The organism is Paenibacillus crassostreae (assembly GCF_001857945.1).
Classification (GTDB): domain Bacteria; phylum Bacillota; class Bacilli; order Paenibacillales; family Paenibacillaceae; genus Paenibacillus_AQ; species Paenibacillus_AQ crassostreae.
The window spans coordinates 630,873-645,696 of the sequence record NZ_CP017770.1 but is presented as its reverse complement, the minus strand read 5'-3'; the positions used below and the strand labels follow the sequence as shown (position 1 = coordinate 645,696).

At 39.5% G+C, this 14,824-nt stretch carries 9 protein-coding genes; all 9 read left to right on the top strand.

Annotation, left to right across the window (positions count from 1 at the left end; all coding sequences use genetic code 11):
* Window positions 1-6: 6 nt before the first annotated feature.
* The 9 genes from LPB68_RS03050 to LPB68_RS03010 all read left to right on the top strand — a co-directional run bounded on the left by LPB68_RS03050 (window position 7) and on the right by LPB68_RS03010 (window position 14,802).
* Entirely contained in the window at window positions 7-651 is a 645-nt protein-coding gene (locus LPB68_RS03050) for a GerMN domain-containing protein (RefSeq protein WP_068657995.1), read from the top strand.
* A 227-nt stretch (window positions 652-878) separates the two neighbouring features.
* Window positions 879-2,246, top strand: a complete 1,368-nt coding sequence (locus LPB68_RS03045) for an N-acetylmuramoyl-L-alanine amidase family protein (protein WP_068658673.1) — start codon at window positions 879-881, stop codon at window positions 2,244-2,246.
* Window positions 2,247-2,438: 192 nt separating this feature from the next.
* Window positions 2,439-3,029 carry a GerMN domain-containing protein gene (locus tag LPB68_RS03040; RefSeq protein WP_068657997.1) on the top strand — a complete coding sequence of 197 codons (591 nt, stop codon included), beginning with the start codon at window positions 2,439-2,441 and terminating at the stop codon, window positions 3,027-3,029.
* Between the two features lie 198 nt (window positions 3,030-3,227).
* Entirely contained in the window at window positions 3,228-5,954 is a 2,727-nt protein-coding gene (locus tag LPB68_RS03035; RefSeq protein ID WP_082865699.1) for an S-layer homology domain-containing protein, read from the top strand.
* Window positions 5,955-6,043: 89 nt separating this feature from the next.
* On the top strand, window positions 6,044-6,718 hold the full coding sequence (gene nth, locus LPB68_RS03030; RefSeq protein WP_068657999.1) for an endonuclease III: 675 nt from the start codon (window positions 6,044-6,046) through the stop codon (window positions 6,716-6,718).
* Between the two features lie 32 nt (window positions 6,719-6,750).
* On the top strand, window positions 6,751-7,023 hold the full coding sequence (locus LPB68_RS03025; RefSeq protein ID WP_068658001.1) for an NAD/NADP transhydrogenase alpha subunit: 273 nt from the start codon (window positions 6,751-6,753) through the stop codon (window positions 7,021-7,023).
* Window positions 7,024-7,239: 216 nt separating this feature from the next.
* Window positions 7,240-10,926 (top strand): dynamin family protein, encoded by a 3,687-nt coding sequence (locus tag LPB68_RS03020; RefSeq protein WP_068658003.1) that lies wholly within the window; start codon window positions 7,240-7,242, stop codon window positions 10,924-10,926.
* Between the two features lie 253 nt (window positions 10,927-11,179).
* Entirely contained in the window at window positions 11,180-12,952 is a 1,773-nt protein-coding gene (locus LPB68_RS03015) for an ABC transporter ATP-binding protein (protein ID WP_068658005.1), read from the top strand.
* 35 nt (window positions 12,953-12,987) lie between these two features.
* Window positions 12,988-14,802, top strand: a complete 1,815-nt coding sequence (locus LPB68_RS03010) for an ABC transporter ATP-binding protein (protein ID WP_068658677.1) — start codon at window positions 12,988-12,990, stop codon at window positions 14,800-14,802.
* Window positions 14,803-14,824 lie beyond the last annotated feature (22 nt).

The window sequence follows — 14,824 nt, the reverse complement described above, 5'->3', positions numbered from 1 at the left end:
CTTATATTGATTAAAAAAATGGGATGTATATTGATATTATCACTACTAATGATTGTTGGATTGGGATGTGGAGAGAAACCTCTTTCAGAAGCAGAGACTTTGCAGGATCCAATTGCTAATGAGGCCGAAGGTAGTTCAACAACAAATGGTACAACCTCTACCGTTAATGCTAACAATGGGATTGTAGTTGAGGTAGAAGATGAAGGAACACCTTCTAAAGAAGGTGTACCTGGAGTTGAAGATTCGATTTCAAGCGAGATCATTAAAGTGTATTACACGGATATGCAAGCAATGGAACTTATAGAGACAACAGAAGAAATTAACTTTTCAAATGATGAAGAAAAGTACATTGCTGCATTCAAGGCATTGCAGAGTAGTAAGAGTTCTGAATTCATTCCTTTATGGGAAAAGATAGAATTGAAGACCTTGAAGTTCAACAATGGTGATATGGTGATTGATATTCATATGCCAGACGAGGCTAGATTAGGATCAGGCGGAGAACAATTTGCGCTCACTGCCCTAACTTCAACGCTATTTCAATTTGAAGAAGTAAACAGTATTGATCTGCTAGTAGATGGGCAGTCTGTCGAGAGTCTCATGGGGCATGTTGATCTATTACATCCAATGTTACGTGAGGATGTATTACAGTAGGAATTTGATAGATAAGAAGAGAGAACCTGATGGCAAAATAGCTATCAGGTTCTTTGCCATTCTAGTCAAGTGAAGGTTATTGGAAAGTAAGGGGGCTTTTTATCGAAAAAGGAATATATTCGCAACTTTTAGTATAAAAATACGTCTAATAATTGTTCGAAGAAAGGATGTGAGATCGAAATCGAATAGTTTGGTATGACAAAAATTTTAGAATGGTAGGGTGAATGATGAAGAAATTTAGCTTTCTATTGTTAATTATCATCTTTGTTATGGCATTTCCGAACAAGGGACAAGCAGCTTCAGAACATTCAAATGTGTTTTTGGACGGTAAGGAACTTATTTTTACAACAGATGTACAAATTGAGAATGTGAATAACAATATCATGATTCCAATTCGTGTGGTCGCAGAGAATCTAGGATTTGAAGTCATATGGGGGCAACAAGATCACACGGTAACTATAAAAGAAAATAGTAAATTAATAAAATTAAAAGTTGATGATAAAAAAGCATGGGTTAATAGCCAAAGTACAATCTTGTCGACCGCACCATTTGCGAAATCTAATACTGTCTTCGTACCTATACGATTCGTGAGTGAGCAGATGGGAATTCAAGTGAATTGGGATAATATCTCGAAGAAAGTATATTTGATATCTCCTACTAATGTTGAGAAGCCAGCAGTAGATGAACTAGCAGCTATCAATGGGATGGATTTTAGTAATAATCGCTTAATGATTTCATTGACCGAGAATGTAGAACCAAAGGTGTCTGTATTGAACTCTCCTGATCGAATTGTCGTTGATATTCCTTATGCTCAGTTCTCGGATACATTTGGAGAAAATCAACAACTAGATATACATTCACAGGGCAGTTTTGATATTATTGGGTATTCAGATATTTCGAAAGTCAGATATTCATTATTTAGTAATACCCCATCTACAGTAAGGGTTGTTCTAGATTTGAACTACGCCAAATCTTATTCGCTATATTCTGAAGGTAACACTTTCGTTGTTGATTTGAATGGGAAGGATGTAAATCCGGTTGTTCCTGTTGATGATGGTAAGAATATCGTAGTTATCGATGCAGGTCATGGTAATCAAGATCCTGGAGCACTTGGTGTAACTAAGAAAAAGGAAAAAGATTTCAATCTTGCCATTGCGTTAAAAGTTAAGAAGTTAATGCAGAATGAACCTAACATTGATGTCGTATTAACGCGAAATGATGATACTTTCTTAGAATTAAAAGAACGTGTAAAAATTGCTAATGACTTGAACGCAGATGTATTTGTATCTATACACGCGAATAGTTCAGGTTCTTCTGCAGCAACTGGAAGTGAGACATACTACAAAAACCAAAGTAGTATAGCATTTGCTAAGGTTATGCATAAGTACCTAGTTGAAGCAACAGGGTTGAAGGATCGAGGAGTTAAATACGGAAATTTCCATGTTATACGCGAAACGAAGATGGCCGCTGTTTTATTAGAAGCTGGTTATCTGAGTAATAAATCAGATGAAGCTGCACTCTTCACTCAAAGCTTACAAAATAGAGTTGCTCAAGGTATTGTAGATGGAATTAAAGAGTATCTCGAGATCGAATAAATATTTCCGATGCTAGTTTTGAAGAAGTATGCTCAAGAAGTTTATTCACAAAACTTGGATTATGCTTACGAAGAGAGTTTTCTCGAAGTATTCCATAAGAAGTAACGCTCAAAAACTTAAGATTATGCTTCCGATGTAGTTTATTCGAAGTATACCAAGAAGTAACGCTTATAAACTTTTAGGAGGAACAACATGAATAAAAAATGGTGGTGTACAGGGTTGCTTGTACTTGTCGTAGCGATTGGAACGGCTTGTGGTGATAAACCTCAGGTGCTGCCGGCAGATGAGCAAACAGGTGTAGTTCAGGTGCCAGATGAAAATGTACCGACAACGAACGCTTCAGGTGGAGTTAACAATAATGAGCCTCCTAAGGATTCAACTGTTGAACAATCACAAAAGGAAAATATTAAAGTCTATTATACTGATCCTCAAGCAATGGAATTACTAGAGTCTCAACAGGAGATCACGTTTAATGATGACATACAGAAATATCAAGCGTCATTTAAGGCCCTTCAGACCAGTGGTAGTGATGAACTTATACCATTATGGGGTAAGATTGAATTACTTACGATAGATTTCAGTGACGGGGCCTTAACGATTGATATTCATATGCCAGATGAGGCACGTCTAGGTTCAGGCGGTGAAATGTATGCTATTGAATCACTTCAGAACACATTTTTTCAATTTGAAGAAGTGAAATCTATCGAATTATTAGTCGATGGTGCTCAAATAGAGAGCCTGATGGGGCATGTTGAGTTAGAGCATCCTATGATGAAAAAGTAGATCGAAGCAGGAAATAGAGATTATCTGTCGAATAATAATTCATTCGAGGATCAATTTCCTAATCGCCTATGCAGCTTTAATAAGGACTATATATTGATCAGAGCGATTCACTTTGTGAATATATAGTTGCATCTAAATAGTTTTGCGTAATTATTAAATTGATTCATGTTTGATTAGTTGTTTTGAGAGAGGGGTAATATGATGCAATCCAAAAGTAGTCATTCTATAAGTTCAAAGAAAGTGGTATCTGCTATGCTTGCAAGTATAGTAGCTCTGAGTTCTGGGAGTATTGTTTTCGGAGATGAATCAACACCGGTAGTAAGCAGTACAGTAGCAGCAAGTAGTGGATCATTTAGTGATGTGAAAAGTAATTATGCTGAAAAGCATATTTACAAATTAGCAGCACAAGGCATACTTTTAGGTGATAAAGGTCTATTTAGACCCAATGATTATGTCACTCAACAAGAAGCTGTTACAATGGCGATCCGTTTTATGAATATTCAAGATCAAATCAATACGAATTCCGATGTCGTGTTGCCTGCTAACTTTACCGCAAATAGTTATTTTAAACCTTTTGTTGCATTGGCTTTAAAACAGAATCTATTGGATAAAACCGTTGAGACTGATGATACAACAACAAAAACGACTTGGGGCGAGAAAAGAGCCAGTCGTGAATGGATTACGGAATTATTAGTTAAAGCAATTGGTAAGGATAGTGAGGCAGTTGCTTTAGCCAATAATGCCACAACTTTTGTTGATAATAGCAAAATATCATCTTCTAAACTTGGATACGTGAACGCGGCAATCACAATGGGAATAACGAATGGTATAGAGGGTAATCGATTCGATCCACAAGGATCGGTTACACGTGCGCAACTTGCTACATTCTTTAGCCGTGGTGGAGCGTTTAGTGATGTTCAATATGCAAATGCTGCGGAGGGAATTGTTACTGGATTAACTGATAATTCAATCAGTTTATACGTTAATGGAAGTGTTCGTAATTTTACATTAGAGAATACAACAGCTTTTTATACCAAAACATTAGATACGAAGATTTCTTTATCTGACCTGAAGTTATATTCAAAAGTAATGATTGTTGGGGATAACGGCAAGGCATCCTATGTTGAAGTAACCGATCCAACAGAACAACTGGAGAGTATTGAAACAACTTTTGAACGGTTATTCCCGGGGAATTCATTGGGTGTATCCACTAATACATCATTTGAATCTTTCGTGTATAATTCCAATACGGTATTCCTTGATGAGAATGGTTTAGTAATTAAGCCCGAAGCAATTACTGCAGGAAGCCAAATCATTATTAAACGAGAGAATTTCACTGAGAATAAGAATCTCATTGTTGTTCAAGTAAAGACAGGAGTTGTGAATAAGACGGCTTCAGGTACGTTGGAAAGTGTGGATCCTACCAATAAGCTTATTGGAATAAAGAATATAGCAGGTACTATTGAAACTTATTCATGGGATGATTTCTCTAGATTTAGCTATCAAAATGAGATATTAATTCCTTCAGAATTATCATTAGGATCAGTAATCACTTATGAGATAGGTAACAATATCCTTCGATCCATTGTAGTGACTGAAGCTGTTGAACGTAAGGTTCGTGGAACACTTTATGAAATCGGATCAAGTGGCACAACTCTCACGTATACAAAAGAAACAGGTGGATTGGAAGTGCAGATGCTTTCAGAAAAACCAGAAATCGTGATCAGTGGTATTGATGAGCCACTTCTTGCTGATCTTTTAGCTGACCGTACTTCAGGGGATAAAGTTGAATTGACGCTCGATTCGAAGGAAGTAGTAACGAAGGTTGTTGTGCTTAGTAGACAAATGGAACAAAAACCAGGTTCAGCAGTTGTATCCTATGATAAGAAAACAAAACTATTGACGCTCCAAGATGCAAAAGGGAATCCTTTAGTAGTGACGTTAGATAGTACAACAAAGTTAACATATAATACGACAACACCAACATTAACTGGAATGGAAGCACTTCTAACGAACGGGCGCGTGGTAAACCTTACTTATATCAGTAATCGTGCATTGTCGCTTGATGTTGTGTATAAGTATGATGGAACTTTAACCGCATTGGATACAATTGCTAGGAAAGTAACGATTAAAGTTGCAGGAGGACAGAGCATTACTCTTCCATATGGTACAATTTCGATAGAGAAGTATGGTAAGGGTTATCTCAATATGCTAGATCTTAGTATTGGCAATGAAGTTTCACTTGTACTTTCGGACGATCAAGCTATTGTGCAAAGAATTCTCGTGAAGTCAGTTGCTCAGTATGTAGTAGATACGGTTAACTCTACAAGTAATTTTATTACAGTGAAATCAGGAATTGGTTCGACTACTATATATTTAAACTATGCTAACGTGATTAATGATACCGGTCAAGCAATAAAGGCATCAGATCTAAAAGCTGGACAAGTCATAAATGTTCATTTCATGGGCAATACTGCTAAAACAGCTCAACTAATCAAGCTGATTACAGGAGAAGTTGTCTCTGTTGATACGGCGAATGGTAATATTACGGTTAAAAATTATTCAGGTGGTACAGAAGTCTATAAAGTTGAGGGTGCTCTTAAACTACTTCGTACAGGTAGTGTGAGTACGGTTTTGAATGGTTTACTTGTAGGTGATCGCGTTGAAATTCGCAAGGATGTGGATGGAACTACAAACATTAACGTTCTAAGTTCACTCAATCATACTTATTGGAAATATACGAGTTCACCTAACGAATTGTTCGTGAAGCGAAAATATTCAGATGAGAAATATCGATTTGTTTTATCACCAACCGCATATATTCACCAAGGTGACACGACTTTACCCGTGCAATCTCTCAAAGAAAATGATAATATTGTACTGTATTTTAATAATGATGTCATTGTGGAAATACAGAAACAATAAACTGTTTTTGGGAGTGTCATGAAATACACCGTCTTGATACGGGGAGTACTTCCTGGATCAAGACGTTTTTATGGCAGGAGGTAATCATCGTGGTAGCTGCAACCGTACGACATATATTGGACACAATGGGGAATATGTTTCCTGAAGCGCATTGTGAATTGATTCATAGCAATGCGTTCGAATTGACGATTGCTGTGCTCTTGTCTGCTCAATGTACAGATGAGACTGTTAATAAGGTTACGAAGGATCTGTTCCAAAAGTATAGATCACCTCAAGACTATATCGATGTTCCACTTGAAGAATTGGAACAGGATATTCGGCGAATTGGACTTTTTCGTAATAAGGCCAAGCATATTCAGAGTTTATGTAGAATGGTAATAGATCAATTTGAAGGTGATGTTCCTAGAACACATGAGCAATTGGTGCTACTTCCTGGGGTTGGTCGTAAGACGGCAAATGTGGTCGTGTCTAACGCATTTGAAATTCCTGCCATAGCGGTTGATACACATGTGGAACGGGTGGCCAAGCGTCTAGGATTGGCTGGATGGAATGACTCGGTGCTTGAAGTTGAAAAGAAGCTCATGAAAAAGATTCCACGTGATGAGTGGACTGAAACACATCACCGACTTATTTTTTTTGGACGTTATCATTGTAAAGCACAAAATCCACAGTGTGAGGTCTGCCCACTGCTTGATGTATGTCGTGAAGGCAAAAAACGTATGAAGATGACCCAAAACAGGAAAGATAAAAAGAATATTGGATAGTGACATTAGAGATGGAGAAGGATGGGATTTAGATGAAATGTATTTCCGTATATACAAACAATTTTGAACAATTTTCCGATATTTTCGAGACGATTGTTGATGCTGAATTTGCAGAGAATGAAGAGAAGGAAGTGGAGGGCATCACGGTCAGCCACTCCGGAGAAGTACCAGAACATTATTTCGAACGTATGTCACAGAAACCAGAAGTTGTAGTTATGAGAGATAAATCACGTGGTGTGACGATTCTCCAACATGGTTCTGTATTTGAAATATTGATTCCTGATCTAGAGGGTGCTGTTCTTTAATAGTTAAAGCGGTACTTACAAACGAATAAAAAAATAAAACCGGAGAATATTCTTCGGTTTTATTTTTTTGTGTCATTAAACGGGGACAAAGGATTTCCCAAAAGGATATGAAATGTTAAGATATAGATATTTCAATGAAAATGATCACAATGGTTGATTGAAGTATTCTACCATATATATGGAGATCAGTATGTTCATAAGGGAGCGAATTTGTTCATGGTGGTAGGAACACAAAATAATATTAAAAATGGATTAGAACAATTGGAAACGCTTCATCATAAGTTATCCGCTTGGGGAGATTGGAAAAGTAGTCAAGCGATCAATGATCTCATGCGTAAGAAAAGAGCTGGGGAATTTACAATTGCAGTGTGTGGTCATTTCTCAGCGGGAAAATCAAGTCTAATTAATAAGTTATGTGGAATGACTATTTTACCTTCTGGTCCAGTTCCTACAAGTGCTAATGTTGTCATGATTCGCAATGGAGTTTCTCATGCAATCATATATCCTGCCGTTCCAACGGATGTAGATGCTAGTCATGAAGAACTAATGCCACTTGAAGTATCAACAACACAACTTGATGATTATTGTAAGAACGGTGGTGAATATTCTTCGATCGAGGTATGGGATCATATTCCTTTTCTAGGTGCAAATACTGTGCTAATGGACACACCCGGAGTGGACTCTACAGATGATGGACATCAGAAGGCTACTCACTCAGCACTTCATTTAGCGGATGTTGTTCTATATGTGATGGATTATAACCATGTTCAATCAGAGAATAACTTAATGTTTGCGAAGAGTCTATCTGATTGGGGTAAACCTTTGTATTTGATTGTGAATCAAATCGATAAACATCAAGAGCATGAGTTATCTTTTCTAGGGTATCATGAAGAAGTGGTCACAGCCTTTGAACGTTGGCAGGTGGCTTATGAAGGGATTCTGTATAATTCTTTGAAGGAAATGAATCATCCATATAATCAGCATGATCGATTGAAGTCATTAATAACTGATTTAATTGTTCAGAGAGAAGTATTAGTGGATTATAGTGTTTCTTGTTCGGTTCAACATGTGGCTGAAGAGCATTTAGAACAATATACACAATCACTAGATATGGAGAAAGAGAGTCTGTTGGAGGAACTAGGAGGAGAAGAGTGGTTAGGTCAGATTGAGGCTCAGAAAGCTTCCTTGGAACTTGAGCAGACACATCTTGAGGGAGCGTCACAAAATGAACGAGAATTAATACGTATTGAGTTGAATAAATTGTTAGACAATTCAAACTTAATGCCAGCTGAGATGAGAGAACTAGCACAGCTTTATTTAGAGAGCCGTAGACCTGGATTTAAGAAAGGGTTATGGCTTGTAGGAAATAAGACGCTTGTCGAGCAAGAACAAAGGAAGAATCAATTTCTCAACCATCTGGGAGAACGAGTAGCATCACAGGTAGAATATCATGTTCGCCATTTGATATCTGAATGGGCAGCGAAACATGATCTATGGAGTGTGGAATGGCAAAAGAAACTGGATTTATTCATCCCTTCCATAGATGAGGCGATGGTGTCCAATGCATATCAAAATGAGGCTACGCTATCTGGCGAGTATGTTTTGAATTATTGTACTACTGTGTCTGAACTGATTAAGAGTCACTATCGTCGTAGAGTGACGGAGTTCCACGAGCAGCTTCTGCTGCTGCTCGAGGAGGCTGCTGCGCGCGAGCTGCAGCAATTACGGGCCCGCATGGCCGACCTGCAGCAGCAGTCGGCCGCTTCCTCCCGCTATGCAGCATTGCTGCGGGAGGAAGCAGCGCATGCGGCAGCTCTAGCGGAGCTGCTGCCGCCGCGCCAAGCCCTCACCCCCGGCATCCTGCCGGTGGTGGGGCCCCTACGGCCGCCCGCCCCGGCGGTGGCGGCTTCCGCACTTTTGGGCGCGCTTCGCGTCGCGCCCGCGCTCGCCCCGCCACCGCGAAGCGGCGGGGCAACTGGCGGCGCTGCCGGAGGCCGCCGCCAGCGCTTAGCAGATGCGGCCGCGCAACTGCAAGGCGCTGCCGCACTGCTCGGGCAGTACCCCGCGATGGCAACGGCCGCGCGGGGGATTACTGAACGTGCCGCCGCGCTACATAGCGGCACGTTCACACTGGCGCTGTTCGGTGCCTTCAGCGCCGGCAAGTCATCCTTCGCCAACGCCTTGCTCGGCGAAGATGTATTGCCCGTATCGCCGCATCCTACCACCGCAGCGATCAATCGTATTCTCGCGCCTCAAGGCGAGATGAAACATGGTACGGCGCATGTTATCATGAAATCTCGTGAATCATGGATGGAAGATTTAAGGATATCATTCGAAATCCTTCATCTCGGGACACCAGATCCATTGGATTGGTGTCAGACTGTAAATCATATCACTTCTGATGGAATCCATCCTGCTGGATTACCACATTATACTTTTCTAAAAGCGGCTAGTGCCGGATGGAAAGATGCTGAGAAACGGTTAGGTTCAGTTCAATCTGTTGATCTTGCACAGTATCGAGCTTTTGTGGCAGATGAGAGCAAATCATGTTTTGTGGAGCGGATCGATTTATTCTACAGTTGCGATCTAACGGAACAAGGAATTATTCTCGTGGATACACCAGGAGCAGATTCTCTGCATGCACGTCATACAGGTGTGACTTTTCAATATATGAAATATGCGGATGCGATCGTGTTTGTCACGTATTACAATCATGCCTTTACTAAAGGAGACAGACAATTTCTATCCCAATTAGGGAGAGTGAAAGATAGCTTCGCACTGGATAAGATGTATTTCATTATTAATGCTTCAGACTTGGCTGGCTCTAGTGATGAGTTAGAGCAAGTGAAGGAACATGTGAAATTAAATTTGCGGAGTAGTGGTATTGGTTCCCCACATATTTATGCTTTATCCAGTATGCAAGCATTGAAGGGGAAGATCAGTGGTGATGATTCATTACAACTGCATTCAGGATTTACGGCTTTTGAGAACTCCTTGAATGATTTCGCAGGGAAAGAGCTGCCTGGATTATCCATCCAAGCAGCCAGACAGGAGATTACCTCAGCACGAATGCGTGCAGATGAGTGGGATCGTATATCACGACAAGATGAGGTTACCAGAGGGGTACAACGTCAGGAGTTAGCTAAGACATGGATCGATGCAAGTAGATTATTAAGTCAGTTTGAGAAGATGGAAGGCGTCGAGAAGGACATCGAACAAGAAACGAAAGAATTGCTATTTCATGTGCGACAACGGATCTATTATCGCATAGGGACATTCTTTCAAGAATCCTTTCACCCATCCGTACTTCGTGATGGAGCTGGTTCTTTGAAAGAAATCTACATGGATTGTGGTCGTGAGTTAGAACAAATCTTATTAAGAGAGATTGACCAAGAAGTATGGGCTACCACCTTGAGACTTGAGTTGCAGTCAAAAAAGATTCTAGATGAAGCAGCGAGTCGCTTAAGCGAACAACTCCAAGAACTAGATGAAGGTATATTGTTAACTAACCTAAAGGAAGTTAAGGATTGGGAACTTCCTAATATCCAAGCAAGTCATTTTCATCAATCTATGGATTGGCAAGCAGTATGGCATATTTTCAAGTCACCAAAAGCATTCTTTGAAGGGAAGGGTCGAGAGAAACTACGTCATGATATTGAACCAACATTGAAAGAGGCGATCGCAGAAGTTGTTCAATCACGACAACAATATTTAGCTAACTTTTATAATACGGAATTTCAGCAGGCTCTTCATCGTCGAGGTTCTGTACTCAGCGAACAATTACAGGAAAGTTATAATGTGATGGAAGAGACGTTGCAAGGAGCAGATTCTCTTGGTCAATGGCAAGAATTAAGTAAGAATTTGATCATATTCGAGCAAGTCATGAATGACTTAACTAGATAAATAGAAGGAATAAGGAAGCGCTTTTATGGCGTTTCCTTTCTTTTGTTCAAATTAGTTAGGAATATGAAGGAAACTGGAACATTTAATAAGTAAATATTGATTATTTGGTGCAATTGGCAGAAGGATCCGAAACGGGGCTAATTATGATGATGTTTGGCCTTTGCTCGCTTCCGAGGACGGTGTTAAACTTCATTAATGTTCACAAATTTATAAATGTATGATATGGAGCTTACGCATCTAAAGGAGGAGAAACATGAATGTACTAAGGCAACTGCAGAGCTTCTTCTGGGACAAAAGAAAGTTCTTGTACTTATCGATCTTTGCATTGGCCATTGCAACTGCGCTAGGTTTAGTAACGCCCATACTACTTAGCAGATTGATTGATGACGCGATTGTACCTAAGCAGTTCGACAAAGTTCCGATGCTTGCTATTAGTGTCATACTTGTCGTAATCGCAAAGGCGCTCATGCAATTTGTGAGTGGAACATTAGGAGGTAGATTGGGGAATCATTTAGCATATCGTTTACGAAATGCATGTTATGAGAAATTGCAATATCTATCTTTTCGTTATTATGATACTGCCAAGACAGGGGATCTTATGTCTCGTCTAACGGGGGATCTAGAAGCCATTCGTAACTTTATTGGATTCGGATTAGCACAAATGATGAACACTGGGTTAATGGTGTTATTTGGTTCTATAATGATGTTCTCCATTAACTGGCAGCTCACACTATGCACAATGGTAAGCGTTCCCTTTTTAATCGTTGTAGCATTGAGATTTGAAGGGAAAATCCATCCTGCATTCCGAGAAATGCGTTTAGCACTAAGTTCTCTGACTACTGCCGTACAAGAGAATGTTACCGGAGTTAGAACGGTGAAATCTTTTGCGCGTGAGCCACATGAAGTTGAGAAATTTTCCATTCGTAATGAACGGTATAAGACGAACCAAATCTTTACTTCTACCTTATGGAGTCATTTTTTCCCGCTCATGGAGTTCCTAGCTTCAATTAGTGTAGTCTTACTGCTAACGGTCGGGGGAACTTTTGTTATTAACGGAACACTCTCATTAGGAGAATTGGTTGCATTCTTCAGTTTGATCTGGTACATAATCGGTCCTATGTGGAATATTGGATTCCTAATTAACAACTATACTCAGTCTGAGGCATCAGGCGAGCGTGTATTAGAATTACTTAACCATCCAATAGATGTTAAAGACCGCGAAGATGCAAAAGAGTTGAAGTCAGAAGATGTACAGGGACATATTACGTTTGATCATGTTACCTTTGCCTATGGAAATGCAGTACCAGCAGTAAAAGATATTAATTTTGATGCTCCATCAGGTTCGGTCATTGGATTCCTCGGTGGAACGGGTTCAGGTAAATCAACGATCATTCAATTATTGATGCATGCTTATAACGTGAATGAAGGAAATATTAAGCTTGACGGAATAGATATACGTGATATTACAGTTTATAGTCTGCGGAACCAGATTGCTTCTGTGTTTCAAGAAACTTTCCTATTCTCATCAAGCATTCAGAATAATATCTCATATGGGTTGAAGAATGTTTCTATGGACGAAATTATTCGCGCAGCAGAGTTAGCGAAAGCTCATGAGTTTATTATGGAAATGCCTGATGGTTATAATACGATTGTTGGAGAACGTGGAATGGGGCTTTCAGGTGGTCAGAAGCAACGTATTGCTATTGCTCGCGCTCTATTAAAGAATCCTAAGATTCTCATTCTAGATGATGCAACAAGTGCGGTTGATATGGAAACAGAACATGAGATTCAGTCCGGATTCCAAGAAGTTATGAAAGGGCGTACAACATTTATTATTGCCCATCGTATTTCATCACTGCGGCATGCGGATGAAATTCTAGTGTTAGATGAAGGTAAGGTTGTACAAAGAGGTAAACATGAATATTTAATTAGTGTACCGGGCCCTTATCAAGATGTTTACCAAATCCAGTACGCTGACCATATCTCCCGAATACCCGGGGAAGCAGAAAAGCAGGTGAGATCATGAGTACAGTCACCAATGGAGGAATTGAGAAAGAACAAATGAAGGAACCAAATGCCATCAAAAAAGGTGGAGCAAGGTTCGTCTATCAGGATGATGACATCATTGATAAAGCATTTGATTGGGGTCAATTCCGCAGATTGTTTGCATATATGAAACCATATGCGAAACAATTGTTACCGCTGATTGGTTTAATGATGGTTCTAGGAACGATCACGAAATTGACAGTGCCTTTTTTGACCAGTTTGGCGATCGATAAAGCAATTTCATCTGCTAGCCCTAGTCTAAAGATGTTATACATGCTTGCTGCAGCGATACTAGTATTATATGTTGTTCAGTGGATAGCTTCATCTTATCGTATTAAGTATATGAATATTATTGGACAGCGAGTTATTTTTGATCTACGTGCCGACTTATTTAAGCATATTCAAAAGCTATCATTTAATTTCTTTGATAAAAGACCTGCAGGTTCCATCCTAGTTCGAGTAACGAATGATGTGAATTCATTACAGGAGCTCTTTACAAATGGTGTCGTAAATTTAATGATTGATTGCGTTCAGCTCGTAGGGATCATGGTTATTTTATTACTGATTAACTTCAAGCTAGGTCTTGCAGTAATCATAACCGTACCGATTATGTTCTTTATTTCAACGAAATTAAGAGTGAAGATCAGGGGCGCTTGGCAGGAAGTTCGGATGAAAGGATCTCGGATCAATTCACATCTAAATGAATCGATTCAGGGGATTCGTGTTACTCAAGCCTATACGCAAGAACAAGAGAACATGGAATTCTTCGATACGATGAACAAAGATGCGAAGAAGTCATGGGATAGAGCAACAACGATGAACCAAGGGTTCGGTCCGTTGATAGAAATTACAGGTGGATTCGGTACATTGATTCTATTCTGGCTCGGTGCTTACTTAATCCAACAAGGTGAACTAACAATTGGTTTGCTAGTAGCTTTCTCAAGTTATGTAGGTAACTTCTGGGATCCAATTAATCGTCTAGGTCAGATGTATAATCAGTTATTAGTTGCAATGGCTTCTTCGGAACGTATTTTCGAATTTATGGATGAGAAACCTAACATTGACGATAAGTCTAATGCTATTTCACTTCCTCAAATTAAAGGGGATATTGAACTTAAGAAAGTCATATTCGAGTATGAAAAAGGTCGTCAAGCACTGAAAGGCATCGACTTAAATGTTGAAGCAGGTCAGACGATTGCATTAGTGGGGCATACGGGATCTGGAAAAAGTACGATTATCAACTTGTTGAGTCGCTTTTATGATATTTCGGATGGACAGATCACCATTGACGGATATGATATCCGTGATGTGAAGGTGGAAAGTTTACGAAGTCAGATCGGGATCGTCTTGCAAGATACCTTCATATTCTCAGGTACGATTCGAGATAACATTCGATTCGGTCGGTTGGACGCGAAGGATGAAGAAGTTGAAGCTGTAGCCAAAGCAGTAAATGCACATGATTTCATTCAAAATTTACCACAAGGATATGATACAGAAGTAGAAGAACGTGGGAATATCCTATCTATGGGACAACGTCAACTTTTATCATTCGCCAGAGCATTACTTGCTAATCCACGCATCCTCATATTGGATGAAGCAACAGCAAGCATTGATACGGAGACAGAATTAAAGATCAAAGAAGCATTGAAAGTTCTACTTCAAGGCAGAACATCATTTATTGTTGCGCATAGACTGTCAACAATACGGCATGCGGATAAGATTGTGGTTCTGGATCATGGCGAAATTATGGAAGAAGGAAATCACGCTGAATTGATCCAACAAAAAGGAATCTATAATGGTCTTATCGAAGCGCAATTTCGATTTATTTAAAGTGGATTTGAATAATCGACAT

Excerpts from the sequence above, each read along its gene's own strand:
- LPB68_RS03045 (WP_068658673.1), top strand. The coding sequence starts at position 879 with ATGAAGAAATTTAGCTTTCTATTGTTAATTATCATCTTTGTTATGGCA.
- LPB68_RS03040 (WP_068657997.1), top strand. The coding sequence starts at position 2,439 with ATGAATAAAAAATGGTGGTGTACAGGGTTGCTTGTACTTGTCGTAGCG.
- LPB68_RS03035 (WP_082865699.1), top strand. The coding sequence starts at position 3,228 with ATGATGCAATCCAAAAGTAGTCATTCTATAAGTTCAAAGAAAGTGGTA.
- LPB68_RS03025 (WP_068658001.1), top strand. The coding sequence starts at position 6,751 with ATGAAATGTATTTCCGTATATACAAACAATTTTGAACAATTTTCCGAT.
- LPB68_RS03020 (WP_068658003.1), top strand. The coding sequence starts at position 7,240 with ATGGTGGTAGGAACACAAAATAATATTAAAAATGGATTAGAACAATTG.
- LPB68_RS03015 (WP_068658005.1), top strand. The coding sequence starts at position 11,180 with ATGAATGTACTAAGGCAACTGCAGAGCTTCTTCTGGGACAAAAGAAAG.
- LPB68_RS03010 (WP_068658677.1), top strand. The coding sequence starts at position 12,988 with ATGAAGGAACCAAATGCCATCAAAAAAGGTGGAGCAAGGTTCGTCTAT.